Consider the following 25,865-nt stretch of genomic DNA (forward strand, 5'->3'; position numbering starts at 1 on the left):
GAGGTGACGATCTTGTCCCGAAACAATACGTTGGAGATGGATCAGCTGACCGACTCGGCTTACTACATTCTGCTCTCCTTGCTCCTCCCCCGGCACGGTTACGGCCTTATGAGCTATATCGAAGAACTGACCGGAGGAGAAGTCGTCATCGGACCGGCGACCGCGTATACCCTGATCAAGAAGCTGCAAGACAACGGTTGCATTCTCTTGGCGTACGACGACGCCCAGGACCGCCGAAAAACCTACAGAATCACGGAAAAAGGAAAGAATCTGGTTCGCAAAGAAACAGAACGCAGAAAGAGAATGGCAAACCACGGCGATCTCGCCTGGCACGCCGCAATGGAGGATACGGACAATGGGTAAACATACAAAATATATATCGTCGGGAGGATTGGCGTTCACGGAACGCGGGGATATGCGGAAGCTAAGTCGGCTCTCGGCCAAAGGCTGGCATCTGGAAGCCTTCGCGTTCTTGGGCTACCGGCTGCGCAAAGGCGAGCCGCGGGCGCTCGAATACGTCGTCGATTACCATCGGGTCGCCCCGGACGAGATGGATGATTACGTCGGGTTGTTCAAAGCGGGAGGCTGGACGAAAGTATGCTCTATCGGCGCCGATATTCACATCTTTTCAGCGGTACCCGGTACGAAGCCGATCTATTCGGACAAAGAAACGAATCTGGAGAAATATCGCCGTTCCGTCCGGAATCTGCAGCCGCTTTTGCTCTTTCCGCTCGTTACTATCCTTCTATTCGTCATTCGCTATATCGCCAACGAATTCGATGCCCCACGATTTCTCGGCCAATCGTTGCAGGTTATAGGCACATTAGGCATCGTGCTTAGCGTCCCTATTCTCATGACTTATGCGGCCAGCCGACTGCGGCTGCGAAGGGCGTCGTAAACCGAACAAGGCCGCCAGCCTCTTTAAACGGAGATCTCGCGGCCTTGTTGTTTTTTGTTTGTTATACGCCGCCTTCGCGAAGAAAACGCAATGCGGTCGCCATTTTGTCGATATAAGCGGGGTTGCCGTCGGTGCACATGAATTTGACGTCTCCGCTGCCCCTGCCGGACACAACGCCGTACCGGGTCAGCAAAGCGGCCAACCTGCGGATCGTTCCCGCGTTCCCGTCGACGATCTGAATGTGGGTCGGCAATATTTCCCTTAAGATGTTCTTGTAGAAGGGATAATGCGTGCAGCCCAGCACGACGATTCCGTAGCGGTCGAGATCGTACTCCGATAACTTCTCCTTGAAGAATTCGCCAAGTACGCGCCTGTCGAATTGCAGTTCCTCGCAGAAACGAACAAGCTCCGGAAGCGGCAAGGAATCGACGATCCCCTCATCGTCCACGCGCGAGACGAGGGCGTAATACTTCGGCATGCTCAGCGTAAGCTGGGTCGCGAAGACGAGCACTCTCTTGCCCGTGGTGCGATTCATCTCGACGGCCGGTTTCACCGCCGGTTCCATCCCAACGATCGGAATCGGGTACAGTTCCCTCAGCTCGTTAACTGCAATGCTGGTAGCCGTGTTGCAGGCGACGACGAGCGCTTCGATCCCTTCGCCCATCATTGTCTCGACCGCTTTCAGAACATAGCCCTTTACTTCCTCTTGCGATTTCGGGCCGTAAGGCACGTGAAGCGTATCCGCCATATATACGTAATCCTGGGCGGGCAGCCTTCGGAGCGATTCCTCCAGCACCGTAAGTCCGCCGATTCCCGAGTCGAAAAAGCCGATTGTCATATCTCATCTTTTCCTATTGAATAGTTTGAAAGATTGCGTGTGTCCTCTTTAAGGATAGCCAGTTTCGACGCAAAAAACAATCGGAAACTCTGTACAGCGGACAAACTGTGATACACTGGTAGAAAATGACTAGAAACGTAAGGAGACACCTGAAAATGAAACTGGTATCTTGGAACGTCAACGGTCTGCGGGCCTGCGTCAACAAAGGATTTACCGATTACTTCAAGCAGATCGACGCCGATATTTTCTGCCTCCAGGAAACAAAGCTTCAAGAAGGACAGATCGAGCTCCAGATCGGCGAAGAATACGAAGGATATTGGAACTACGCAGAGAAAAAAGGATATTCCGGCACGGCCGTCCTGACTCGTGTCAAGCCGTTGTCCGTCAGATATGGCATCGAGGAAGACCGGGAGCCTGAGGGCCGGATCATTACGCTCGAATTCGAAGATTTCTATTTGGTCACTGTTTATACTCCGAACGCCAAACGCGATCTCTCGCGGCTTGATTACCGCATGGAATGGGAAGATCGGTTCCGGGACTATCTGCTGGATTTGGACAAGAAGAAGCCCGTTGTCGCTTGTGGAGACTTGAACGTTGCGCATCAGGAGATCGATATCAAGAACGCTAAGCCCAACCGCGGCAATTCCGGCTTCACTGACGAAGAGCGGGAGAAAATGACCCGTCTGCTCGGCAGCGGATTTGTCGATACGTTCAGACATCAGTACCCTGATCGGACGGACGTCTATTCCTGGTGGTCGAACATGCCCGGTGTCCGGGAGCGGAACGTCGGCTGGCGAATCGATTACTTCATCGCCTCCGAGAGGCTCGTCCCTTCAATCTCCGGCGCCTCCATCGACTGCCACGTGCTGGGCAGCGATCACTGCCCGGTCGTGCTGGAACTCGACGTCAACGGTTGAGGGAGAAACACTCTCGTAAACCTTCCCATTATCCATCCCTGCCATGCCCAGGGCAAATTTCCTCTCCTAACTGATCCCTTAAGTATCAAGTACTTCCAGCCGATAAAATATGAAGCATAACTGGAAATACAATAAATGACATAAGTCAGGTGAATTTAGTGACCGTAATTGGAATCGATCTGGGCACGACGAACAGCTTGGTCGCCTATTGGACCGAAGCCGGCCCTGTTATTATCCCTAACGTGCTCGGGAGCGCTTCGACGCCCTCCGTAGTCAGCGTAGACGAAAACGGAGAACTTCTAATCGGGCACATCGCCAAAGAACGTCTGATCACCCACCCCTCTCTTACGGCGGCTGCCTTCAAACGATATATGGGTACCGAGAAGCTCTATCGAATGGGACCGCACACGTTCACGCCAGAAGAACTATCCTCCTTTGTCATCCGGTCGTTGAAGTCGGATGCAGATGCCTTCTTCGGACATGAAGTCACGGAAGCGGTCATTAGCGTCCCCGCCTATTTTAACGATACGCAGCGCAAAGCCACGAAACGGGCCGCGGAGCTCGCCGGCTTAAAGGTCGAGCGCCTCATCAGCGAGCCGACGGCGGCCGCGCTCGCTTACGGCCTCAACCAACAGCAATCCGACACGAAGTTTCTCGTCTTCGATCTGGGAGGAGGAACCTTCGACGTCTCGATTCTGGAATTTTTCGAAGGGGTCATGGAAGTCAAATCGATCGCGGGCGACAACTACTTGGGTGGAGAAGATTTCACTCAACTTCTCGTCTCTCATTTCGCGGAGGCGCACGGCTTGGATTTTCAAGCATTCGAGCTCAAGACGCGATCGCAGCTTCTGAAGCAAGCGGAGGCCTGCAAGCTAGCCATCGGCGAAGGCAAAGACGGCAAAATCTCTTATTCGGACTCTGAACGGTCTTACGCATCCGTATTGACCCGCGCGGAATTCGAGAAAATCGTAGGCCAACTAATGCTGCGCCTGCGCCATCCGATCGAACGCGCGCTAAGAGATGCCGCGCTCTCCCCAGAGGAACTCGACGCTGTCATCTTGATCGGTGGAGCCACCCGGATGCCGATCATCCGGTCGATCGTCGGAAGAATGTTCGGCCGCCTACCTTACACGGAGATCAATCCGGATGAAACCGTCGCGTTGGGCGCGGCCATTCAAGCCGCATTGAAGCAACGCAACGAAGCCTTAAGCGAGATGATCTTGACGGATGTCTGCCCGTATACGCTCGGGATCGAAACCACCCGCCGAATTGGCAAAGGCAAGTTCGAAGACGGCCACTTCAGTCCGATCATCGAGAGGAATACCCCTATACCGGTCAGCCGGGTGGAGCGGTACTGTACGATGCATGACAAGCAGAAGGCAATCGAGGTTTCCGTGTACCAAGGAGAAAGCCGTAAAATCGAGAACAATATCAAGATCGGCCAACTCGAAGCGGAGGTTCCCCCCGACGAAGCCGGCAATCAGTCCATCGACGTTCGTTTCACCTACGATATTAACGGCATTCTCGAGGTGGAAGTAACAACGGTCAGTACCGGCTCTATAAAGAAGATCGTCATCGAGAAAGAGCCAGGAAAGCTGACTCCGCAGGAAATCGAAGAGCGGCTTAAGCAATTGCACGGGATCAAGATCCATCCCAGGGATCGAACCGAGAACAGGCTGCTCTTGGCCATGGGAGAACGGCTCTACGAAGAGATGCTCGGAGAAAAACGCGACGAGGTCGCTAATTTGCTGACGCAATTCGAGGGGGTTCTTGCCTCCCAGAACGATCACGAGGTAAAGAAGGCCGCTTCCCATCTTAAAAAACAATTAGAAGAAATAGAAAGATGGCGCGACTATTAATGAACATATGGGATGTATTAGGCATTGACCATACCGACGACGTATCCTCGATCAAGAAAGCCTATTCGCTCAAACTGAGAGTTCATCATCCAGAGGACGACCCCGTAGGCTATCAACGACTCCGGGAAGCCTACGATCAAGCCGTGAAGACGGCTAAACAGCGAAGTCGGAACAATGCCGAGCGGGAGCTTGCGGCCGCTATCGAAATTCCGCGCCAAGTGTACGAATGGGACGAGGAAGAAGCAGTAGAAGTAGAGGAAGTAGAGGAAGTAGAGGAAGTAGAGGAAGAACAAGAAGAGGAAGTAGAGGAAGTAGAGGAAGTAGAGGAAGTAGAGGAAGAACAAGAAGAGGAAGAGGACGAAGATTTCGGCGATTTCGACGCGTTCTCTCCTGTTCAACGATGGGTCCATGTCGAGGACGGACCGCCGGATCCCGCCAAGCAGTTGAACGCCTTTCTGGAGCAGGCCGAAACGATCTACGCCGATTTCCCGGCAAGGTTGGATATCAACAAATGGGTTGAACTGTTAAATTCCGATATCGTCTGGGACGCTAACCGCCATAATATCGCATCCGAGAAAATGCTCGATTTTCTAGAAACGCACTATTTCTTGCCCGGGCCGATCTGGCGTCTTCTCGACGCGACCTTTCATTGGAAAAACCGGGCTATGGAAGAGGAAGATTTCGAGGAGCGATACCCCCACGTCCATGCTTATGCGATCTCGGAGACCGGAGCAGCTTCTCTCGGGTACGCCGTCCTCCTGAACGCGGGGGATATCGATTACGAGGCGTATCTGCTTCTTAGAGAAGCCGCCTATTCTTCTTTGTTAAACAGGGATAGCCACGAAGCTTCCCTGTTCTTAGAGAAAGCTAATGGGATCTTCGGGCAAGATCCCAACCTGCTGCGGCTCCGGTTCGAATGCTATCGGCTCTCCGGAGACAACGAGCGCGCCTTGGAGGCTTGCGACGAGTGGATTCGCGCATCCGGCGGCGATGCGGACGGCTATTACTACCGTGCCCTCTTTCTGCTGGAGGCAGGAAAACTGGACGAAGCGATGAAGGACGCGGAACGGTTGATCGCGCTCGAGCCGAAAGAAGGCAGAGCATGGTCTCTGCTCGGAAAGTGTCAATTCAAGCTCGGTATGTCGGAACAAGCCCAGAAAACCTTCGAGCGCCTTCTTGAACGCAACGCCGACGATATCGAAGCGGGCATTTACTTGGCGAGCATTCGAGGACGGTCCAAGCAACACTTCAAGTTTCCATTGCGCAGTCGGTTGTTCAATGGGTTCGCCACCCTACTGTTTAGAAAGTGGCTGACTTTGCTTCTACTCGTCGCGACCCATATTTTTATCCTGTCACCGGTCGGCTCGCCTAATGGCGAGACACCCTGGTACCGGATAGCCCAATTTTTTTACGAGCCGATTGAGGACCCGGGTCCCGTAACGATTCGTTCGTTGCAAGAATTGAACGATTTACAGTCAAGAGAGAGGTCTCCCGTCAGCTTGATGTTCCGCGGCGCGACCTTTATAAAGATCTATCAATTTCGTGACAAAGCGGAAGACGGCAGCAGCTTCATCTATTATATGTCCCCCGACGATGCCCGAAAAAACAACGGATATCCGCCCACCACCAGCGGCCTTGTCTGGATCGGCGAGTTAGAAGGCGGCGGCGTAGTCGCGATTCTGTCTTACAGCAAGAATCTTCAAGCAGGTGAACTGGAAGGCAACCTCTTTCGGCCGATGCCGCAAAACCTGCGGGAGAAGATCGACGAGTGGGGAAAAGCGAACCCGGACGTCCGCCGATTGCTCGGCGATCGGACGCTCCCGGATGCCTATCTCGACGCGCGGCCGCCGCTCAACCGGTCGTCGGAGCTCGACGAAGAAGCCACACTGATCGACGCGGATATTAGCGTCCTGTTGCTCGTACTGCTCTACGGCTCCTTAGGTTTGGAAATCAGGAGAATTTGGAGATTCATCCTATTCACTGGAAACGGAAGAACGCGGAGGGAGTCCCGATGAACATCTATAAGAAGCAATACATCCTGCGGAAATATATGCGCGCCTTCGCCGCAATCTGTCATGCCGAGATCGGGCGTGAATACTTGGTCACGAATCCGCTCGCCATCAGGAAAAGGCATCTCAGATCCTTTTTCAAAGGCATGGGAATTCATAACGAGGAAACTTTTCTTACCTCTTTCCACTCCCATTTGCGCGGCGTGCTCCAAAATGACTACGTAAAATTATGCAGCTCGCTGGAAAGAAAAACGGTTGCCGAGCGAGTCGCTTATATCCAGTCGATTACCAACGAGAAGCATCGACTCGAGCTTCTCGTCGTTAACGAATATTTCTATCGTCTGCCTAAAGGCGGAGTCGCGGCCCATGACTATACGTGGGCGATATTTAAAAGCTGGGCCGGCTGTAAGCTAGGCTATATCGATTTCGAACGACATTGGAAATACGTCGAGGATATCCTGGCTTCCGTCCGGAGGGACTACGAGGACTGGGAGAGCTATCTGACCGGATTCTTCGTGGGCGTAGCTTTGCTCAACCCAGATGATCCCGATTTCGCCTCGATCCATCGGATTCAAGACACACTCTCTCGCTTGCTCAAATCCCGGCTCAGCCCGCTGCACGGAGTCTCCATCCGGCGTTAACCCGTCTCGTAAAGAAAGCGACAACCGTCCTTATTCAGGGGTTGTCGCTTTTATCTTCGAACCGGCAGTTTTCAAACTAACGTCTATCCCGCAGAAAACCATGGCGCCGATGAAGTATCGGATAAGATCGACGGTCAAGAAACCTTTGCCCAAAACTAACGCGCCTAATGCGGTTGCCCTGATCCTGTTGATCCAATCTGCCTGATATAGCTGGCTGATTTCAATGGCGAAGCAAAAGGCGATTCCGACTCCGAAAGCCCAGAGTCGAGTTTTCCGGACGAATAGCGCACGCACGCCGAAATAGATCATTCCGGCCCACAACGCATCGCCGGCATGACTGGCGACAAATGCTGGCAATTCGTTGGAGTATGCTCGCGAGCTCAATCCTAACGCGATTAAGACGACAACGCCCGAAAAGTAAAGAATTCTCGCTCTCAATGGAGTTCTACAGCACCTTTTTCCCGATAACGTGATTTAGCGGAATGAATCCGATCGCCCGGCTATCCTCGCTATGATTACGGTTATCGCCCATGACGAAAATATGATTCGCCGGCACTTCCCACCTGCCGACGGTATAGTTGTTCATCGCTTCCTTAATATACGGCTCGTCTAGAGGTTCGCCGTTGCGGTAGACGTTGCCGGCTTTGATCTCTAGCACGTCGCCGGGCTTGCCAATCACTCTTTTGACATAGAAGGCACGGTCGTCCTTGTTCGTCAGAAGCTGGATCAGCGGATTTTCCAGCACGTCGTCCACGAAACCACGCTTGCGGTCCACTCGGCTGTCGATAATGACGATATCGCCGTAGTCGGGGTAATACGAGAAAGTATGGGATAACTTCGATACGAGCAGCCTTTGACGGTCGTGCAAAGTCGGGTCCATAGAGTGTCCGTCCACTCGATAAGGTTGAATGACGAAAACACCGATGATCAGCGACAGAATGCAAGCGATCGCCAGGGAACTGATCCAGCTTCGAATCTTTCGGAATAGAATCATGCGGACACTCCTTTTTGCTTTTTACTAATTTTAACACGATTGTGCAGCGATAACGAGCGCTAGGGAGATCTGATGCGTGAACTACCGCCTTGGAAGAGAGTAATAGGCTTCACACCGCCAATAGCGATGTTTCTCATCGTACTTGCCCTCAACATGCGCTCCACGAAGTGGAAGTACGATGTTTTTCATCACTATTCGTCTCGGGAATCGGGCAAAAGTAGCACTTCGCCTCAAATAGCGATATTTCTCATCATACTTGCCCCCGACACGTGCTTCACGAGGCGGAAGTACGATGTTTTTCATCGCTAATCGTCCCGAGGATAGAGCGAAGCCGGAAACACTCCGCGTTCGGAGTTTTCCGGCTTTCTCTCGTACATGATCAAATGATTAATAAGTCAAGTTGGCGCTAGCCGGAACAGAAAGCTTGTGCAACGTCGCGTTGGTTTGATCGGCAATCGAAAGTACATAGACTTGATAAACGCTCGGAGCGACAAGCGCTTGCCCCGTAATGCTAGATGCGATATTAACGGAGTATGGTCCGTTCTGACCGTTCCTATAAACATTTGTGAACAACGAAGCATTTCCCGACTTGAAGTAATCAATGGCTAAGGATTCCTGCAATGCCCCTTGCGTCACGAACACGGCATATTGAGAAATCCCGAATTCCCCTGTAGGTGCGGTAAAGGAAACATTAATTGTTCCGGGTGCAACCTGCACCGCCTGAATGCCCGTGACTGCCTGAACCGGAATACCAGTCGATACAAGCGTCACAGGGTTCGATGCTGGAGAGATCACGCCGAGTCCGTTATTGGCTACCGACACCACGAATACGCGATAGCCCACATTACTGACGATTGGCGCTCCGTCCGTATCCACAGCATTTGCAGCAAACCTGTAGTAATATGGACTGTTCCCTGTCTTGTTGACAATAGCAAAGCGCGCCGGATCCGTAATACTCATGGCAGTGTTCGCCGTGAAACCGCTAGCGGAGTTTTCTTTCACGACATACATGCGGTAATGGCTGATATTCGTCTCATCCGAAGCCTTGTTAAAGGATACTTGTAAATCTGTTCCGTTATTGGCGCTGGCAACTACACCTGTCACAGCGGGGACGCCCGTACTGGTCAAGGTGATCGACGGAGAAGCTAGAGATAATGCATTCGTTCCGTTTGCTACACCATAACCGACGGATAGAACGAATACCCTGTAAGGCATGCCGTTTTGAATCGGTTGGTAATAGATATCATTCGCAGTCTGCAGGAGCGGCTGATTATAGTCCGATCCAATATTAGCTACTGTGAACAATCTCGAATCCGAAATCGCATTGGCGGCATTTAGATTAAACTGGTTCGCGGCGGCTTCCGGAACGACGAAGATCCGATAATGGCTAATGTTGGCTTCAGGCGATGCTTTAGTGAAAGAAACCTTCAAATCCCGGCCATCGCCATAATCCGATACTTTGCTCACTGCGATGTTCGTAACCGCAGTCACCGTACCCTTGTTAGTCAGCTTAATAGTCGAAGATGCAGCGGACAACGCATTGCCGTAAGCAGTCGAGGTTCCGACCGACAGGACGAATACTTTGTAGTTTATACTGTTTTGGATCAATGCCCCATCGATATCGCGTGAATCGGCGTTGAGCGATTGACCAACAATATTAGAGCCGGTCTTGTTGATCACAGTATAATAGTTCGACGCATTGGCGTAATTCAAATTAAAGTAGTTTACCGCGTTTTCCTTTACGACGAACACCCGGTAATGAGCGATATTCGTTTCATTCGCGGCTTTCGTGAACGAAACTTTCAGACCGCGGCCATCGCCATAATCCCCTACATCGCTAACGGCCAAGTTGGTGATTGCCGTGACGTTGTTACTCGACAGCATGATCGGATTCGAAGCGGCTGACAACGCATTGCTGCCGTTGCCTACGGTCATGACGAATACCCGGTAAGGGGTTCCGTTCTGTATCAACGCGCCGTCCACGTCGCGCGAGGTGGCATTCAACGTTTGGATAATGTTCGCGTTCGTTTTATTAAACGTCGTGTAGTTATTCGAGTTGGTGACCGCATTCGCAGCAGCCAGATTAAAGCTGGCGGCATACGCTTCTTTGACGACGAATACGCGATAATTTTTAATCAGGGACTCATTGACCACTTTCGTGAAAGATATCTGAAGATCGCGGCCGTTATTATAATCGTTAACGTCGCTCGCAAAAACATTTGTAACGGCGCTAATGCCGGAGTACGAAAGCGTAATGCTGTCGGACGAAGCCGAGAGTGTATTCGGATAGGCGCTGTTATTGGAAACACCCATCACGAATACGCGATAAGCGATCCCGTTCGTTACGGAGTTACCTTTCACGTCCCTCATGTTCGAGGTCAGTGTCACGCTGTAGTTGCTGCCGCCCGTTTTATACTGGTCGTAAAAATACGATGTTTTGTTCGCTTCCGTCAAGTTAAAGCTCCCGAAATCGGATTCTCTTACCACAAAGATACGGTACGAGACGATGCGCGACTCGTCGGAAGCCTTGTTGAACGTGACTTGCAGATCGCGACCGTCGCCGTTATCATCGATGTCTGCTACACCGGTAATCCTAGGAGTTTGAGGAGAAGTGCCCAGCGTCACCGAAGCGGAGCCTGCGGACAACGCGTGCGTCATACTTCCCGTGTTCGAGCTGAGCGCAAGGACAAATGCGGTATACGCTTCGCCGTTCCTGATCAACGCGCCGGACGTATCTCTTGCCGCCGAGTTCAACGTTACGCTCAACGTGTTGTTGTTCCCCGTCTTGGACACGGATGTATAGTACGAGCTGGACATGCCATTAGCAGCAGTCAGATCGAATCTCGACGCATCAGAGGATTTTACGATCATGACGCGATAACCGGTAATATTGCTTTCATTCGATGCTTTAGTGAAGGTTACCCGCATGTCACGGCCGTCGCCGAGGTCGCTAATGCTCTCGATCTTGACGTTCGTCGCGGCGTTCACGGACTGGATAGCGCTCAGGCTAATCGATACCGAGGGACTGGATAAAGCGTAAGAGTCTTTGCCGAGCGTCAGCACGAATACCCGATAGGATTGATTCGTCCGAAGCAATGCTCCGTCTACGTCCCTGCTTTGCGAGGAAAGCGTCGTTCTTTGGGTCGATTTGGAGATCGCCGTATAGTTCGACGAGGACACACTCTGAGCATTGGCCAGGTTAAAGGACGAAGCATTCTCCGCCTTCACGACTAGAATCCGGTAGCTGTCCACGTTCGATTGGTCCGAGGGGGGCGCGAAGCTGACTTGCAAATCCCGCCCATCTCCGTACTGGCTTACGGTCGATACGGATAATGAAGACGCGGCTCCGACTTCTTTGACCGCCTTCGTCGTAATCAGGACGCTCTGGGAAAGTTTATCCCACGCGACATCGTCTCCGAGAGCCTCGCTCACGAAACGCACGGGCACCATCGTTCTGCCGTGAATCGCGCGCGCCGGCGAGTCCAGTGTCACGACTTTGTTGTTGATCGTTGCCGTCTTCGCGCCGAGCGTAAGCACAACGGTCGTATCCCGCTTCGTAGCGGTTACCGTCTGGGCTTTCTGATTCCATTGCACTCTCGCGTTCAGCGCTTCAAAAATACCGCGAAGGGGAACCATCGTGTATCCCGCGATAGCGACAGGGTCTTGATCGGTTGCCAAAATCTGCCCGTCGATGAAGATCCTGATCGGGGATTCGGCCTTCGCATCTTGCGGTTGATTAAAAGCAGAAAATACGATTGCAAAAGCGGTTAGCGAGGCTAGTAGTTTTCGCACTTGATTCATCCTCCAGTGTTGTCTTTCATCGCATGTCCTCTCAATGACTTGCATGATCTTGGTATTTTGACGTTATAATAAAGCCAAAAGTTTCAGCAAAGCCATGATTATTTTCAGCGAACATTCAGCTTTTACGTATAGTTAATCGTTCGTCGGTGTAAACTCGAACTCAGCGCGAACCTTATACTCCTCAACCCTCTATCACATCCAATCCGCTATCAGGAATTTCATCCAATATATAGACGCGAAGAACGGTAAAAAGTTACTCGAGGAACCCCTGCGAAAATTGCCCGAAACATAAAAGAAGCCACCTCCCTTGCGGAAAGCGGCTCCTCCGATTATCGTTCTATTTCCATGGGAAACGAATACTCTCTTTCGACCTTGCATATTCTCACTTTATAATCCCTGTACCAATCTTGTTTACCTCGCCGCTGCGCAGCCAGATGCGCCTCATCGCGCTTCCAATTCGCAATCGCCTCGAGGCTCTCCCAGTAGGAGATTGTTATACCCGCACCCGAAGCGTCGCGAACGCTATCCACGCCGATAAAACCGGGCTGCTCTGCCGCCAATCGCTCCATCTCCTCCGCCATCCGGACATATCCGTTGTCTCCATCTGTACGTTGGCTGGAAAATATAACGGCGTAATATTCTCCATTCTCGCCTTGATCCGTCGCTTTCACATCCGCTCACTCCTTTCCCGCTTATTTCTCCGCCGTATCGACGGCGCTCATGCTCTGGCGGTACTCGGACGGGGTAACCCCGTTCTTCTTGCGAAAAATTTGCGAGAAATGCCGCATGTCCGGATAGCCGACGCGTTCGGAAATGTCGGCGATCTTTAATTCGGACTCTCGAAGAAGCTCCATCGCCCTATCCAGGCGCAGATTGGTGACGTATTCCTTAAACCCTATGCCCGTCTTCTGCTTGAATAGTTGACTGAAGTAAATCGGGTTCAAGTATACGATGGATGCCACCTTCTCTAGCGAGAGCTCGGCCGAGAATTGTGTCTGGATGTATTGGAGCGCTACTTCGACAGCCTGGTCGCCACCGCTTGCATAGTGGTCATATACTTGGCTTGCCGCGGCTTTCCTCATGCTCAGCACTTCGGCAGAAACTTTGGCATAATCGGTGATTCGTTCGGTATGCATCACTTGGAACGGGGCTTTCAAATATCGCTTTAAGTGGCTTCGCAGTTGTTCGATCAGCCTGCTCAGCCCGCTTTCGTCGTTTAAGGTAACGAGACCAAGCAAACTTTTGGCGTCGATGCTAGCCACGAAACCGATTCCCACCGACTCGATTAATTCGGAAAGCACGTTCTCCACGATAAAATGCTCCAGCTTCATATCGCGGTCGCTCTCCATGCGTACCATGAGCAGATGGAAGTGCGGATGTTTCTCGGTAAAAGCTTTAATATCGATGCCGCCCAGGTCCAGTCCCGATGCCCACCTGGCGAACACGGCTTCTCTCAACAGCCGAAGATTGCCTTTCAGGAGATACGTTTCCTTGGAACGTTCATTCTCCTGCGCGATCTCGTCACCCATTTCCCGGATCATCTCGACCAGGACATCCTTGCCGATCGGCTTGAGCAAGTAATCCTTGGCTCCCAGACGAACGGCTTCTTTTGCATACGCGAATTCCGAATAAGCGGAGATGACGACCCATTTCACGTGCGCGTGGCTCTTGCGGGAAATTTCCATGAGCTCGAGACCCGTCATTCCCGGCATGAGGACATCGGTAAGGACCAGATCGATCTGCTCGTTCCTGAGCAGATGAACGGCCCCCTCCGGATTAGAGGCCTGAAAGACGCGGTGCTCCGGAAAATGGTTTCGGATCGTCCGCTCGATACCGCTCCGAATGACGCTTTCATCGTCAACGACGAGAATGTTCATGTAGCCTTTTACCCCCTCTCGGGCGGAATAGGGATCGCGACGGAAACGGTCGTCCCTTGATTCGATCGACTTTCGACTTTTACTCCGAAGCCTTCTCCGAACATTAATCGAACCCGGAGATGAACGTTCTGCAATCCGATTCCTCTCCGACTGGTCGCTCCCCCGGCCAATTCGGCATGTTCGGGTTCGTCGAGCGTTCGAACAAGACGCCGAAGCGTCTCTTCATCCATGCCGACGCCGTTGTCCTTCACGACGATCTCAAGCCGATTGTCCTTCTGTCTCGAAGAAATCCGCAACAGACCGGGCCGATCGAGCGGCTCCAATCCGTATTTCACAGCGTTCTCGACGATCGGCTGCAGGAACATCTTCGGAACCTCGATATCGAGCCAGCGCTCTTCTACGTTGAACTCCGTTCGCACTCTTCCCCCGAGCCGGGTCTGAATGATCGTTAAGTAATGGTGTAACTGGTCGAGTTCACGGCGAAGCGTCGCACGCGATGCTTCCTCCCACTCGCTTCCGTAACGAAAAATCTGGGAAAGAGCCAGAATGACCTTGCCCAGTCTGTCGTTCTCCCGTTCGTCGAGCATCCAGTAGATCATGTCGAGCGTATTGAATAAGAAATGCGGATTCACTTGGGATTGCAGGGCCTGAAGCTGGGCGTTCTTCTCGCTGATTGAAGATAGCTTGATGCGCTCGATCAATTCATCCATCTGATTTACCATGCGGTTAAAAGAACCTACAAGCACGTTAAGCTCCTGATAAGATTGAACGTGAACCTGGCCTTTAAAGTTTCCCAATTCCACTTGTTTCATTTGCTGTATCAATCGTTTGAACGGAGATGAGAACGACCGTGACACTAAAGTCGCCAATAGCGTAGCCGCTAGAAGAAGCAAGACTACGACCGTGAGCAAAAACCGCTGCGTCTCCCTCAGCTCCAGCTGCAAATCCTTCGTCGGCGTCACCCCGATGACCGTCCAATCCGCCATTTGGACCGGAGCCGCGGTAATCATGGCGTCCTTCCGCTCGGTGAGAATCACTTCGCCGCTCTTCATCGGTCCCGGCCAACCGGGAGGAATTCGTTCCCAATCACTCTCTGCCGGCTTCGTCCTAATGATCTCGCTTCCGTCCGACCCTTGAATGATGACGCTGCTGCCCGGTCCCAGGCTCGCGTTCGTCAAGGCAGACACGATGGCGTCCGCGTCGGTCTCGATCAAGACGATCCCGATCGGCTTCAGCGCGCTTAATTCAAATAGTTTGCGGCCAAACGCAAAGACTGGCCGGTCGATACCCCCGCTCATCAGCGATTGGGGATAGACACCGAGCCAGATCATTTCACCAGTCGATTGCTTAAGCTCCGTATACCACATCTTCTCGGAGTGATCCCGAACGGCGGCGCCGACGGACCGGTCGAAGCTGAACACCTTGCCTTGGTAGGTAACGATATGAATACCGACGATATCGTAGCGCGAATAGAAAATCGCCCCAAGGGTGTCGGTAATTCGCCGTTCCAGATTTACCCCTTCGACCGAACTCCCGTCCGCAGAGCTTCGCAGCAATCTCATTAATTCGTTATTGCTGTTCAATGATTTCGTTACGCTGTCGTAACTTCTCAGCAGAAGGTCAAACAAACCCGCCGTCTGCGAAATGTTTTTCTCGGCAACGACGCTGACCTTGCTTCTCACCTGATCCGACGCCCGCTGATAATAGACAAGACTGACGACCAGAAGCAGGCCGAGCATACAGAACAGAAAGATTAGGAATAACCGGCCGTGTATGGATCGGAAATTGATCATACTTCCATGTTACCCCTTTACGGCACCCGCGACCATCCCTTTTGTTATTTTTTCCGCGAGTAGGAAATAAATGATGACGACTGGAAGTGCGCCAAGTACGAGGAACGCGCCAATCGCGCCGTAATTGACTGAATATTGGCTAACAAAACTGTATACCCCGAACGGAAGCGTCTTGAGTTTCTCCGAGGAAATGAAGGTTGCCGCCAAAATATATTCGTTCCAAATGTTGATGAAGGCCAGAATGCATACGGTCATGATCGGCGGTACGGAAACCGGCAGTACGATGGAGCTGAAAATGCGCAGCACTCCGGCACCGTCCACGATGGCCGATTCTTCGATCTCCGTCGGAATCGTCCTCATAAAGCCGCTTAGAATAAATACGGCGATCGGCGTCTGAAAGGCGATATACGGCAAGATCAACGACAGATGCGTATTCAGGATATTCATGTTCTTGAAAATAAGCATCAGCGGCAACAGCGTCGCCTGCAGAGGAATCATCATGCCGAGCAGAAACAGGAGCATCACAAACTGACCGTATTTCCAGCGGAAACGCGTAATCGCGAACGCCGTGAGAGCGGCCAGCAGGATGATGCTGATCATCGTAACAATGGTGACGAACGCGCTATTGTAGAGATACTTCCAGTAGCTTCCTCCGCCGAGGGCAGCAGTATAATTGCTCCACTGTAAAACTTCCGGCAAAGAGAAGAAGCTGCCGGATAATATCTCCTCATTTGTCTTCAGGGAATAAATAAGCAGCCAGACCAGCGGATAGAGCTGCGTCACGAGCAGAATCCCGAAGAATAGGAATACAATGATTTTGACGAAAGACACGCGGCGTTTGCCCCGCTCCTGAACGGCGGGCTTGACGGCCCCAAGGCTTGCGGATTGGCTCATGCGATAACGCCTCCTTTATTACGAGAATCGTTTGTCTAGACGGTTGAAAAGCAGGTTGATGAGCAGGGTTGCCGCTAGGCAGACGACGACCAGGAATGAAGCGATGGCGCTGCCGTATCCGTATTTCATGGACAGGAAGGACATGTTGTACATATAGCTGGCGGTAACGTCGGTCGCATGCGCGGGTCCACCGCCCGTCATGACCATAATTAGGTCGAACGATTGAAGCGAACCGATAAAGGAGAGAACGACGGAAATTTTGAAGATCGGGACGATCAACGGCAGCGTCACGTAGAGATCCGCCTTGAGACCCGAGGCGCCGTCAATCTTGGCGGCTTCGTAAATATCCGCCGGAATATTCTGGATTCCGGTAAACTGTATTAAGATATGGTAACCCAAGTACTGCCATAAACCGACGACAATGATTGCATAGATCGCGATTTTCGGCTCGGTCAGCCAGGAATGCGTCCAGGACTCCAACCCGAACTTGATGAGAATCTGGTTGATCATCCCCCCCATTGAGGCGGGATTATAGATCGTTTTCCACAGTTGGCCGATGACGGCCACGGACAAAATGACAGGCAAAAAATAGCTCGAGACGAGAAATCCCGTCCTGCGAACGAAACGGCTGATCAAGATCGCAACGAACAAGGCGATCGGCAATTGAATCGCCATCGAGAAACCCGCGAGCAAGAACGTGCGGCCTACCGCAGGCCAGAAAAGGGAATCGTTCGTCAGCATTTTATTGAAATTCGCCAATCCGACGAATTTGGAAACGCCGATTCCGTTCCAATCCAGCATTCCGTTATAGACGGAAACAAGGATCGGTGCAAATACGAGACTGACATACAGGAGCAAGCACGGCAGCACGAATGCCGCGATCGTCCAGCTAGATACTTTTAATACTTTCAATGGCTCCCGCCTCCTTCTGACCCTCTCTACGATGACGAAAGGGGGGCGCTTGGCGCCCCCTCCGTACCGATGCGACGGATGTTACTCCTTGTTCTCTTCGTAGCCTTTTTGATGTTCTTTAGCCACGTCGGCCGCATCTTTCTTCGCTACGAACAGGTTTTGAATGCTGGACAGATGCACTTGAGCTGTTCCCGGATTCATCGTGTTATCGAATGCCAGGTCGCCGCCTTTAACGTCTTTGAACATGCCCAGTACTTCCATGGCCATATCGGAGTAGCCGGCTGCCTTGAAATCTTCGTTGATGATTTGAGCAACGCCTACAGCGCCTTTAACCGCGAACGCTTCTTTCGGATAGTTCAGCATGAAGTAGTTCAGGAAATCGAGCGTTTCAGGCAGATGTTTGCTGTCTTTGGAGACCGCGAACGCGCTGCCCGGAGCGAGCATGAATTCGTCCGGATTGCCTTTGCCGCCGACCGTCGGGAATTTGAAGACGCCTACTTCGCCGTTCTGTCCGACCGTAGAAGTCTCGATACCGCCGGTAGCCCAGCTTCCCATGAAGTACATGGCTGCTTTTCCGGTTTTGAACAGGTTCTCACCTGCGTTGTAGTCGAAGGAAGTCGCGCCTTCTTGGAACGCTCCCGCTTGAACAAGAGTTTCGAACGCGTTTACGGCTTCTACGAACGCTGGATCTTCGAAATTTTTCTTGCCGTCAAGCACGTCTTGCAGGAAGCCCGGTCCGCCGTTCGTGCGGAGCAGGATGTTCATGAACAGGAAGGAACCGGTCCAGGAATCTTTCTCACCGATCGTGATCGGCGTCTTGCCTTTGGATTTCAACAATTTGACGGCATCGACCAGTTCTTCGAACGTTGTCGGCACTTTGGCGCCGGCTTCTTCGAACATTTTCTTGTTATAGTAGACCAGTGCGATGTTGTTGCCGTCAGGCAGAGCGTACAGGTTGCCGTTGAAGGAATAGTAATCCAGAATGCCGGATTGGAACGTATCTTTCAGACCGTTCTGCTGAACCATGTCGTTCAGCGGCGCGAACAGGTCGGCGTCCACGAACGGTTTCATTTGAGCGGCCGGGTTCACGATCGTGATGTCCGGAACTTCTCTCGAAGCGGCTTGCGTTTTCAGCTTCGCCTTCTGCTGGTCGGTATTCAGGGAGTCGAGCTCGATCTTGATGTTCGGGTGGTCGTTCTCGTATTGCGAGACGATCTTGCGAAGCATCGTGTATTTCGGATCGGTCGGATCCGGGTAGATGTTCTGGAACGTGATCGTAATGTTTTCTTGTTTGGTGGGTTTTGCGCTTGGGCTTTCGCTCGTTGTTGCGGCCGGGCTGCTAGCCGGAGCGCTCGACTCGGAACCGCTGTTGTTCTTGGATCCGCAAGCGGACAAGCTGACCGCAAGCAAACCCGCCAATGTCGTCATAAGCATTTTTTTGTTTATTGGCTTCATGGTACATCCCCCTTGAGGTTTGATAGATTCATTATCCTTCGAAGTGTAAACGCAAACAATGAAGTTACTTAAGAGGAAATGTTTACTTTTTAAAGGTGGACAATAAAATCGCACCTATCGTGAACCTATTCTTCCCTAGCCGCGTGTATTCCTGCGTTCGAAGGGAGAATACCGTCGGCTCTCTTCTTTCATTCCGCAAGTCGAATAGTATAATGAACATAAGGAAGGGAGTGCTTAACGAAACGATGAAAACATTAGTATTGGCGGAAAAACCGTCCGTAGCGAGAGAAATCGCGCGCGTGATGGGGAGCCATAATAAGAATAAAAGCTATATCGAAGGGCCGAAGTACGTAGTGACTTGGGCGCTCGGACATCTGGTAGGCTTGGCCGAGCCGGAAGACTACGACGGCAAACTCGGAACGTGGGCGCTGGAGGATCTCCCGATTCTGCCCGACCGCATGAAGCTGAAGGTGCTGCGGGAGAGCAGCCATCAATACAAGGCGGTGCAGCAGTTGATGCGCAGGCCGGACATCGGAGAACTGATCGTGGCGACCGACGCGGCGCGGGAAGGCGAGCTGCTCGCCAGATGGATTATCGATATGGTCAAGTGGACAAAGCCATTTCAACGGCTATGGATCTCCTCGCAGACCGATAAAGCGATCAAAGAAGGCTTCGCGACACTGAAGCCGGGCAGCCAGTTCGAACGGCTGTATCATTCCGCTCGCTGCCGCGCGGAAGCAGATTGGATGATCGGGCTGAACGTCACCCGCGCGTTGACGTGCAAATTCGGTTCCCCGCTATCGGCCGGGCGCGTGCAGACGCCGACCCTTGGCATGATCATGCAACGGGAAAAGGAGATTTTGGCGTTCCGTTCCGAGGAGTATAGCCAATTGCGCGTCAATCTCGGCAAGTTCGACGCGTTATGGCGAGGGGCGAACGGGGACTCGCGCATCTTCGACGCCGCGAAGGCGAAAGAGCTGCAAGACAAGCTTGCCGGACGCTCCGGACGTATCGCCAAGTTGAAGAAAAGCGAGAAATCCGTGCCTCATCCGCTCGCGTACGACCTGACGGAACTACAGCGGGACGCGAACCGCTTGCTCGGGTTCTCGGCGAAGCAAACGTCCAACGTCCTACAGCGGTTGTACGAGCAGCATAAGCTGGTTACTTATCCGCGAACGGATTCGCGTTACCTGACGTCCGATATGGCCGGCACGCTCAAGGAACGCTTATCCGCCGTTGCAATCGGCCCTTACGCGTCGCTAGCTCGTCCGCTGCTGCGAGGTGCTTTGCCGCTGAGCAAACGAGTCGTCGACGACAGCAAAGTCACCGACCACCACGCGATTATTCCGACGGAGCAGACCGTTTTTCTTAATGCGCTCAGCACGGAGGAGCGGAAGCTGTACGATCTGATCGTTAGGCGATTCATCAGTTTGTTCTTCGGGCCTGCGCGCTTCGATCAAGTTGCCGTAACTGTCGAAGTTGCGGGTGAGACGCTGTCGGCCAAAGGAACGACGATCAAAGATGCCGGGTGGAGAGCCGTCTACGACGGGCAGACGATGGATGACGAAGAAGACGGAGAGGACGCGGACGAAGGCGGGGACGCGAAGCTACCCGAGCTGAGGGAAGGAGAGTCTCTCGAAGTCAAGCAATGCCGCATTCAGACCGGGAGAACGTCTCCGCCGAAACGGTATACGGAGGCCGCTCTGCTGACGCAGATGGAGAAACACGGGCTGGGCACGCCCGCCACGCGGGCGGACATCATCGAGAAGCTGATCGGTTCAGATACGATCGAACGGCAAGGCAATCTGCTTCATCCGACCGGCAAAGGGAAGCAGCTGATCGAGCTGGCTCCCGCCGATCTTCGCACGCCGGAGCTAACCGCCAAGTGGGAGGCGGAGCTGGAGAGGATCGCACGCGGCCAAGGCAAACCCGATCCGTTCCTGAAGGGCATTCGCGACATGGCGAAGGAGCTCGTCTCCGGCGTCAAGGCGAGCGACGCTTCCTACGTGCCGCATAACGTGTCGGCCAGCCATTGCCCGGATTGCGGCACGCGGATGCTCGAGAAGAAGACGAAGCGCGGACTGCTACTCGTCTGTCCGAACGAAGACTGCGGCTACCGCCGCTCCGATCAGCAGCAATTGTCGAATCGCCGATGCCCGCAATGCCATAAGAAAATGCTGCTGAAGGAAGGCAAAGCCGGCAAGTACGTGCAATGCTTGCCTTGCGGCCTGACGGAGACGCTGAACAAGGACAGCAAGCACATGAACAAACGCGAGCAGCAGCGTCTCGTCAACCAATTCTCCAAGCAACAAGAGTCGATGGGCAACAGTCTTGGCGACCTGCTCAAGGCGGCGATGGAGAAGCAGAACAAATCGGATTAACGCTGGCGACATGAGCCCGGATTGCTCGAAATAATCGAACAACTCGCGCCGCACCGGACCAAACCCCGGGAATTGCTCGAAATAATCGAACAACTCACGCCGCACCGGACCAAACCCCGGGAATTGCTCGAAATAATCGAACAACTCGCGCCACACCGGACCAAACCCCGGGAATTGCTCGAAACAATCGAACAACTAATAGCGCACTAAGGGGCTGTCCCAAAGTCTTCTATCACTTTGGGACAGCCCCTTCAACCTTTAGAACTTATTCCACATGCCGGTTGCGACCCGAGCCGTAGCCGGAGAAAATCATCGTGCCGGCAGAGCACATCAACGCCGCAATCGGCCACGTCCACGAACCGACCGCGTCGTGCAGTATCCCTAGGCAGATCGGGCCGAGCGCTGCCAGCGTATAGCCCATCGACTGCACCATGCCGGATAGGGAAGCCGCTTGCGTCGCGTTCTTCGCCCGCATCGCGATAAACATTAGCGCGAGGCTAATGCAGACCCCTTGTCCCATCCCGATGAGTACAATGGAAGCAGTCAGCGTTGCAGTACTGTTCGTGAACAATCCCGCATATCCGATCAGGCTCACGGTTGCACCGCCGACAGCCACGAGTTTCTGGTCCTTCATCCGCTCGGCGATCGTCGGAATCAGGAAATTAAAGGGGATTCCGGAAAGCTGCATTAGACTCAGCATATACCCGGCGCTCTCCGACGACCACCCCTTACTGATCAGAATATCGGGCAACCAAGCAACGCATACGTAAAAATTAAACGATTGAAAACCCATGAAGAACGTGATTTTCCATGCCAATCCCGATTTCCAAACATTCGATTGCTGTCCCGGCGCCGCGGAGACAACGCTCTTCGCTCCGACTTTACCGAAGCGCGCCATCGGCAACCATGCCATAAACCCGACGAGCGACATACCTGCCCATACGAGCAGCGCGTTGCGCCAGCCCCATCCCGCGCCCTGCGCGAGAGGCACGCTGACGCTGGCCGCGATCGAGGCGAAGATCGTCATCGTCATGCTGTACAATCCGGTCATCATGCCTACCCGGTTCGCGAAATTTTTCTTGACGATGCTCGGCAGCAGCACATTGCAGATCGCGATGGCCACGCCAACCGCCGCAGTGCCGATAAACAGCATCGGAACAGAGCTCATGACACGCACGGCGATCCCTATTGTCATAACCAGCAAGCTGGCGATAAGCGTACGCTCAATGCCGAACCGGCGGGCGATCGAAGGCGCAAACGGAGACAATAAGGCAAAGCCGATCAACGGTATCGTCGTCATCCAGCCCATCGCCCCATTCGACAGGCCGAAATCTTCCCGAATAAAACCGGTAAGCGGGCCAACCGAAGCGATCGCGGCACGCATGTTCGCGCCGGCCAATAAAATACCCAACAACAAAAACAACAATTTGCCGGTTGAAGCCGTTTGGCGCTCAACCGTTAAATCCACACTCATCGCGAATCTCTCCTCGACTTTCTCTAGCTGTCCAACGTTCTTCTCATGAGCGAGAGCAGCTCTTCAACATGATTTGCCGCACGATCCTCTTCCTGCCGTTCGATCGCCCCCAGCAGATCCTTATGGATGCGCATCGTCTCGACGAATTGGTTCACTCTTCGCCCGATCGAAGCGCCGACCGTTCCTTGAACGGATTCCGCGATGCTGTCGTACAAGCTGATCATCAACCGGTTGTGCGTCGCGGAAGCAATCGCCAGATGGAAGCGATAATCGTTCTGCACGTAGGCATCATAATCGCCCATGCAATAAGCTTCCTCCGTAAGACGCAGCCAGTTCTGCATTTCGAGGATATCCCCGTTTGTCCTCCTTTTCGAGGCCAATCGGGCAATCTCCCTCTCCAGGCAACGGCGAACCTCCAGGATTTCCCCATCATCCGCTTTCCGGAATTGATTGCAGAGTACCGCGTTTAAGCTGCTTTTGGAACAAACGTACGTACCATCGCCTTGCCTGGCTTCGAGGACGCCCACGTGAATTAGCGACTTTACCGCTTCGCGTATACTATTGCGGCTTACTCCGAATAATTGGACTAGCTCCGGCTCGGGAGGAATACGGCTGCCGAGCGGCCACGCTTCGGTCTCGATCATCCGCTCCATTCGTTTAATCGCCTGCTCCACCAATGTTTCTTTTTTCAAGGGACCCGTACCCGTATCCATCGTCTCACCTTCTAAAACCCCACTGACAAACATGGGATGATTGGATGTCTATGCGCTTCATCTTACTTATGACGGAGAATGCTTGTCAACAACAAGATCATACAGAACTGGAAACCGCCCGCCTTCGCGGAAAATAGCAAAAACCCGCCTCAGCCATTCGGGTGCCGGGCAGGCTCGTTAGAACAGTTCGAATCGATCGCCGCACGAAAGAGAGGAAAATATGAACAGGAACAAGCTACGAATCGGACCTATCTGGCTCATTGCCTTTGCGGTCCTGGCGCCTACGCTAGGCTCGAGCGCTTCTTACGCGGAGGCCGCGCCGGCGGCAGGCCAGAAAATCATTCTGGGGACGTCGCCCGACTATCCCCCTTACGAAAGCGTGGATGCAAAAAATAACGGCGAGATCATCGGAATGGACATCGACATTGCTCGTTATATCGCGGATCGGCTAGGCTATAAGCTGGAGATCGCGCCGATGGACTTCAACGGATTGATCGCCGCCTTGCAAACCGGCCGCGTCGACTTCGTCATGTCCGCCATGTCGGTGACGGATGAGCGCAAGAAAAGTGTCGCTTTCTCCGACAGCTATTATGCGGCGCGCAATACGATCGTATCCAAGAAAACGAACGGCTTCTACAGCGTAGATCAGCTCTCCGGCAAGGTCGTCGGAGCGCAGCTCGGCTCGATACAGGATCTGTTTGCGGATACAATCCCGGGTGCCTCGCATAAGAAACTGAACAAAATCGCCGACTTGATTCAGGAACTAAATACTGGAAGAATCGATGCCGCCATCGTGGAAGACGCCGTGGCCATCGATATGGTCTCCGCCAATCCGGGGCTTACGATCAACTTTCTGCCTGCAGAGGAAGACGATAACGGATACGCGGTCGCATTCCCGCTGAAGAGCGGGCTGGTCGACGATTTCAATCGCGTCCTTGCCGAGATGCAAACAAACGGCGAGCTGCAGAAAATTATCGACAAATGGTTCGCGGATATGGAACCCTCGAATAACGGGAGCTCTGGCTCTCTCAATATCGATTTCCGCGTATTGGAAGGATACGTTCCCTACATTCTCAAGGGCATATACGTTACGCTGCTGTTCACTCTTGTCTCCGCCCTGCTCGGGTTAATCTGGGGAACGATTCTGTCCCTCTTCAAAATTTCCAGCATTCGGCCTCTTCAATGGTTCGCTACGGCTTATACCTCCGTATTCCGCGGAACTCCGTTGCTCGTGCAGTTGACTTTGATCTATTACGCCACCCCGCAGCTCACCGGCTTCGATATCCCCGCGTTGCTCGCGGCGGGATTAGCGTTCGGGCTGAACTCGGCCGCTTACTTGTCGGAGACGATCCGCGGCGGCATCATGGCCGTCGACAAAGGGCAACGCGAAGCCGCGATCGCTCTAGGGGTCCCTTATCGCAAGATGATGGCGCGCATTATTTTCCCGCAGGCTCTTCGTCATATTTTGCCCGCGCTAGTGAACGAATTCGTCGCTTTGCTTAAAGAATCTTCGCTTGTGTCCGTCATCGGAGTCACCGAATTGATGCGGCGAGCCGATGTCGTCAGAGCCAGCACCTTCCGCTCCTTCGAAGCCTTGCTGCTCGTGGCCGCAATCTATTACGTGCTCGTGCTCGTCCTTACATCTCTTGCACGCGTGCTGGAAAGGAGATTGCGCAGAAGTGATTAACGTAACCGATCTGAAGAAAACCTTCGGTAAACACCAGGTACTCAAAGGTATCACGACCCAAGTCGATCAAGGAGAAGTCGTCGCTCTGATCGGGCCTTCCGGTTCCGGCAAGTCCACGTTCCTACGGTGTCTGAACATGCTCGAAACTCCGACCTCCGGCACGATCGCCATCGACGGAATCGAACTGACGAATCCGCAGACCGATATCGCCCGCGTCCGTCAACGGATAGGCATGGTATTTCAGCATTTTCATTTGTTTCCGCATATGACCGTGCTCGATAATATTACGTTTGCTCCCATTGAAGTGAAAGGCATTCCGCCGGAAGCCGCCCGATCCAAAGCGCATGAATTACTCGCGCGGGTCGGTCTGTCGGACAAAGCAGACAGCTATCCTTCCAAGCTATCTGGCGGGCAGAAGCAGCGGGTCGCGATTGCCCGCAGCCTTGCTATGGAACCGGACATCCTGCTGTTCGACGAGCCTACTTCGGCACTCGATCCCGAGATGGTCAAAGAGGTTCTGAGCGTCATTCGCGGCCTCGCCGACAGCGGCATGACGATGCTCATCGTCACCCACGAAATGAAATTCGCTAGGGAAGCCGCGGACACGATCTATTTCCTCGACGACGGCAAGCTTGTCGAGAGAGCGACGCCGGACAGTTTCTTCACTCGTCCGCAGAGCGAACGCGCCGTCCGCTTCCTCGAGCAAGTCTTATAGACGGAAC

At 53.1% G+C, this 25,865-nt stretch carries 21 protein-coding genes; 9 read left to right on the forward strand and 12 right to left on the reverse strand.

Annotation, left to right across the window (positions count from 1 at the left end; all coding sequences use genetic code 11):
* Positions 1 to 12 precede the first annotated feature (12 nt).
* Together FPZ45_RS19980 and FPZ45_RS19985 are read left to right on the forward strand one after the other, a co-directional pair.
* Positions 13 to 363, forward strand: a complete 351-nt coding sequence (locus FPZ45_RS19980) for a PadR family transcriptional regulator (protein WP_425457030.1) — start codon at positions 13 to 15, stop codon at positions 361 to 363.
* Positions 356 to 898 (forward strand): DUF2812 domain-containing protein, encoded by a 543-nt coding sequence (locus FPZ45_RS19985; RefSeq protein ID WP_144705781.1) that lies wholly within the window; start codon positions 356 to 358, stop codon positions 896 to 898. The genes FPZ45_RS19980 and FPZ45_RS19985 overlap by 8 nt, the downstream gene beginning before the upstream one ends.
* 61 nt (positions 899 to 959) lie before the next feature.
* On the opposite strand, the gene murI is transcribed toward FPZ45_RS19985, so the two are convergent.
* The gene (murI, locus tag FPZ45_RS19990) at positions 960 to 1,736 is read right to left on the reverse strand and encodes a glutamate racemase (protein WP_144705783.1); all 777 of its coding nucleotides are present in this window, start codon (positions 1,734 to 1,736) and stop codon (positions 960 to 962) included.
* 155 nt (positions 1,737 to 1,891) lie between these two features.
* On the opposite strand from murI, the gene FPZ45_RS19995 reads away from it, so the two are divergent.
* The 4 genes from FPZ45_RS19995 (at position 1,892) to FPZ45_RS20010 (ending at position 7,162) form a co-directional block, all read left to right on the forward strand.
* Entirely contained in the window at positions 1,892 to 2,653 is a 762-nt protein-coding gene (locus tag FPZ45_RS19995; RefSeq protein ID WP_144705785.1) for an exodeoxyribonuclease III, read from the forward strand.
* 158 nt (positions 2,654 to 2,811) lie between these two features.
* Positions 2,812 to 4,512, forward strand: coding sequence for a molecular chaperone HscC (locus tag FPZ45_RS20000; RefSeq protein WP_144705787.1), 1,701 nt, complete (start codon positions 2,812 to 2,814; stop codon positions 4,510 to 4,512).
* Positions 4,497 to 6,527, forward strand: coding sequence for a J domain-containing protein (locus tag FPZ45_RS20005; RefSeq protein ID WP_144705789.1), 2,031 nt, complete (start codon positions 4,497 to 4,499; stop codon positions 6,525 to 6,527). The genes FPZ45_RS20000 and FPZ45_RS20005 overlap by 16 nt, the downstream gene beginning before the upstream one ends.
* Entirely contained in the window at positions 6,524 to 7,162 is a 639-nt protein-coding gene (locus tag FPZ45_RS20010) for a DUF1266 domain-containing protein (protein ID WP_144705791.1), read from the forward strand. Before FPZ45_RS20005 ends, FPZ45_RS20010 begins: the two co-directional genes overlap by 4 nt.
* Before the next feature lie 30 nt (positions 7,163 to 7,192).
* Here FPZ45_RS20010 and FPZ45_RS20015 read toward each other — a convergent pair whose 3' ends face one another.
* From FPZ45_RS20015 to FPZ45_RS20055, 9 genes are all read right to left on the reverse strand, one after another.
* Positions 7,193 to 7,600, reverse strand: coding sequence for a ribosomal maturation YjgA family protein (locus FPZ45_RS20015; RefSeq protein ID WP_246120519.1), 408 nt, complete (start codon positions 7,598 to 7,600; stop codon positions 7,193 to 7,195).
* Positions 7,601 to 7,607: 7 nt separating this feature from the next.
* The gene (lepB, locus tag FPZ45_RS20020; RefSeq protein ID WP_144705795.1) at positions 7,608 to 8,156 is read right to left on the reverse strand and encodes a signal peptidase I; all 549 of its coding nucleotides are present in this window, start codon (positions 8,154 to 8,156) and stop codon (positions 7,608 to 7,610) included.
* 387 nt (positions 8,157 to 8,543) lie between these two features.
* Positions 8,544 to 11,948: a copper amine oxidase N-terminal domain-containing protein gene (locus tag FPZ45_RS20025; RefSeq protein ID WP_186438480.1), complete on the reverse strand. Its 3,405-nt coding sequence runs from the start codon at positions 11,946 to 11,948 to the stop codon at positions 8,544 to 8,546.
* Positions 11,949 to 12,286: 338 nt separating this feature from the next.
* Entirely contained in the window at positions 12,287 to 12,628 is a 342-nt protein-coding gene (locus FPZ45_RS20030) for an antibiotic biosynthesis monooxygenase family protein (RefSeq protein WP_246120520.1), read from the reverse strand.
* A 21-nt stretch (positions 12,629 to 12,649) separates the two neighbouring features.
* Positions 12,650 to 13,834 carry a response regulator gene (locus tag FPZ45_RS20035; protein WP_144705799.1) on the reverse strand — a complete coding sequence of 395 codons (1,185 nt, stop codon included), beginning with the start codon at positions 13,832 to 13,834 and terminating at the stop codon, positions 12,650 to 12,652.
* An 8-nt stretch (positions 13,835 to 13,842) separates the two neighbouring features.
* Positions 13,843 to 15,627, reverse strand: a complete 1,785-nt coding sequence (locus FPZ45_RS20040; protein WP_144705801.1) for a sensor histidine kinase — start codon at positions 15,625 to 15,627, stop codon at positions 13,843 to 13,845.
* Positions 15,628 to 15,636: 9 nt separating this feature from the next.
* Positions 15,637 to 16,521: a carbohydrate ABC transporter permease gene (locus FPZ45_RS20045; RefSeq protein WP_144705803.1), complete on the reverse strand. Its 885-nt coding sequence runs from the start codon at positions 16,519 to 16,521 to the stop codon at positions 15,637 to 15,639.
* Positions 16,522 to 16,539: 18 nt separating this feature from the next.
* Positions 16,540 to 17,433, reverse strand: coding sequence for a carbohydrate ABC transporter permease (locus tag FPZ45_RS20050; RefSeq protein WP_144705805.1), 894 nt, complete (start codon positions 17,431 to 17,433; stop codon positions 16,540 to 16,542).
* Between the two features lie 81 nt (positions 17,434 to 17,514).
* Positions 17,515 to 18,888, reverse strand: coding sequence for an extracellular solute-binding protein (locus FPZ45_RS20055; protein ID WP_144705807.1), 1,374 nt, complete (start codon positions 18,886 to 18,888; stop codon positions 17,515 to 17,517).
* 245 nt (positions 18,889 to 19,133) lie between these two features.
* On the opposite strand from FPZ45_RS20055, the gene FPZ45_RS20060 reads away from it, so the two are divergent.
* Complete coding sequence (locus FPZ45_RS20060) at positions 19,134 to 21,269, forward strand: DNA topoisomerase III (protein ID WP_144705809.1); 2,136 nt, start codon at positions 19,134 to 19,136, stop codon at positions 21,267 to 21,269.
* Between the two features lie 265 nt (positions 21,270 to 21,534).
* On the opposite strand, the gene FPZ45_RS20065 is transcribed toward FPZ45_RS20060, so the two are convergent.
* Entirely contained in the window at positions 21,535 to 22,743 is a 1,209-nt protein-coding gene (locus FPZ45_RS20065) for a CynX/NimT family MFS transporter (protein ID WP_144705811.1), read from the reverse strand.
* A gap of 23 nt (positions 22,744 to 22,766) precedes the next feature.
* Positions 22,767 to 23,456: a FadR/GntR family transcriptional regulator gene (locus tag FPZ45_RS20070; protein ID WP_186438481.1), complete on the reverse strand. Its 690-nt coding sequence runs from the start codon at positions 23,454 to 23,456 to the stop codon at positions 22,767 to 22,769.
* A gap of 220 nt (positions 23,457 to 23,676) precedes the next feature.
* On the opposite strand from FPZ45_RS20070, the gene FPZ45_RS20075 reads away from it, so the two are divergent.
* Together FPZ45_RS20075 and FPZ45_RS20080 are read left to right on the forward strand one after the other, a co-directional pair.
* On the forward strand, positions 23,677 to 25,143 hold the full coding sequence (locus FPZ45_RS20075; RefSeq protein WP_144705815.1) for an ABC transporter substrate-binding protein/permease: 1,467 nt from the start codon (positions 23,677 to 23,679) through the stop codon (positions 25,141 to 25,143).
* Positions 25,136 to 25,858, forward strand: a complete 723-nt coding sequence (locus FPZ45_RS20080; protein WP_144705817.1) for an amino acid ABC transporter ATP-binding protein — start codon at positions 25,136 to 25,138, stop codon at positions 25,856 to 25,858. The genes FPZ45_RS20075 and FPZ45_RS20080 overlap by 8 nt, the downstream gene beginning before the upstream one ends.
* Positions 25,859 to 25,865: the final 7 nt, after the last annotated feature.

Origin of the sequence: Cohnella terricola (assembly GCF_007786475.1) — a bacterium.
Classification (GTDB): domain Bacteria; phylum Bacillota; class Bacilli; order Paenibacillales; family Paenibacillaceae; genus Cohnella; species Cohnella terricola.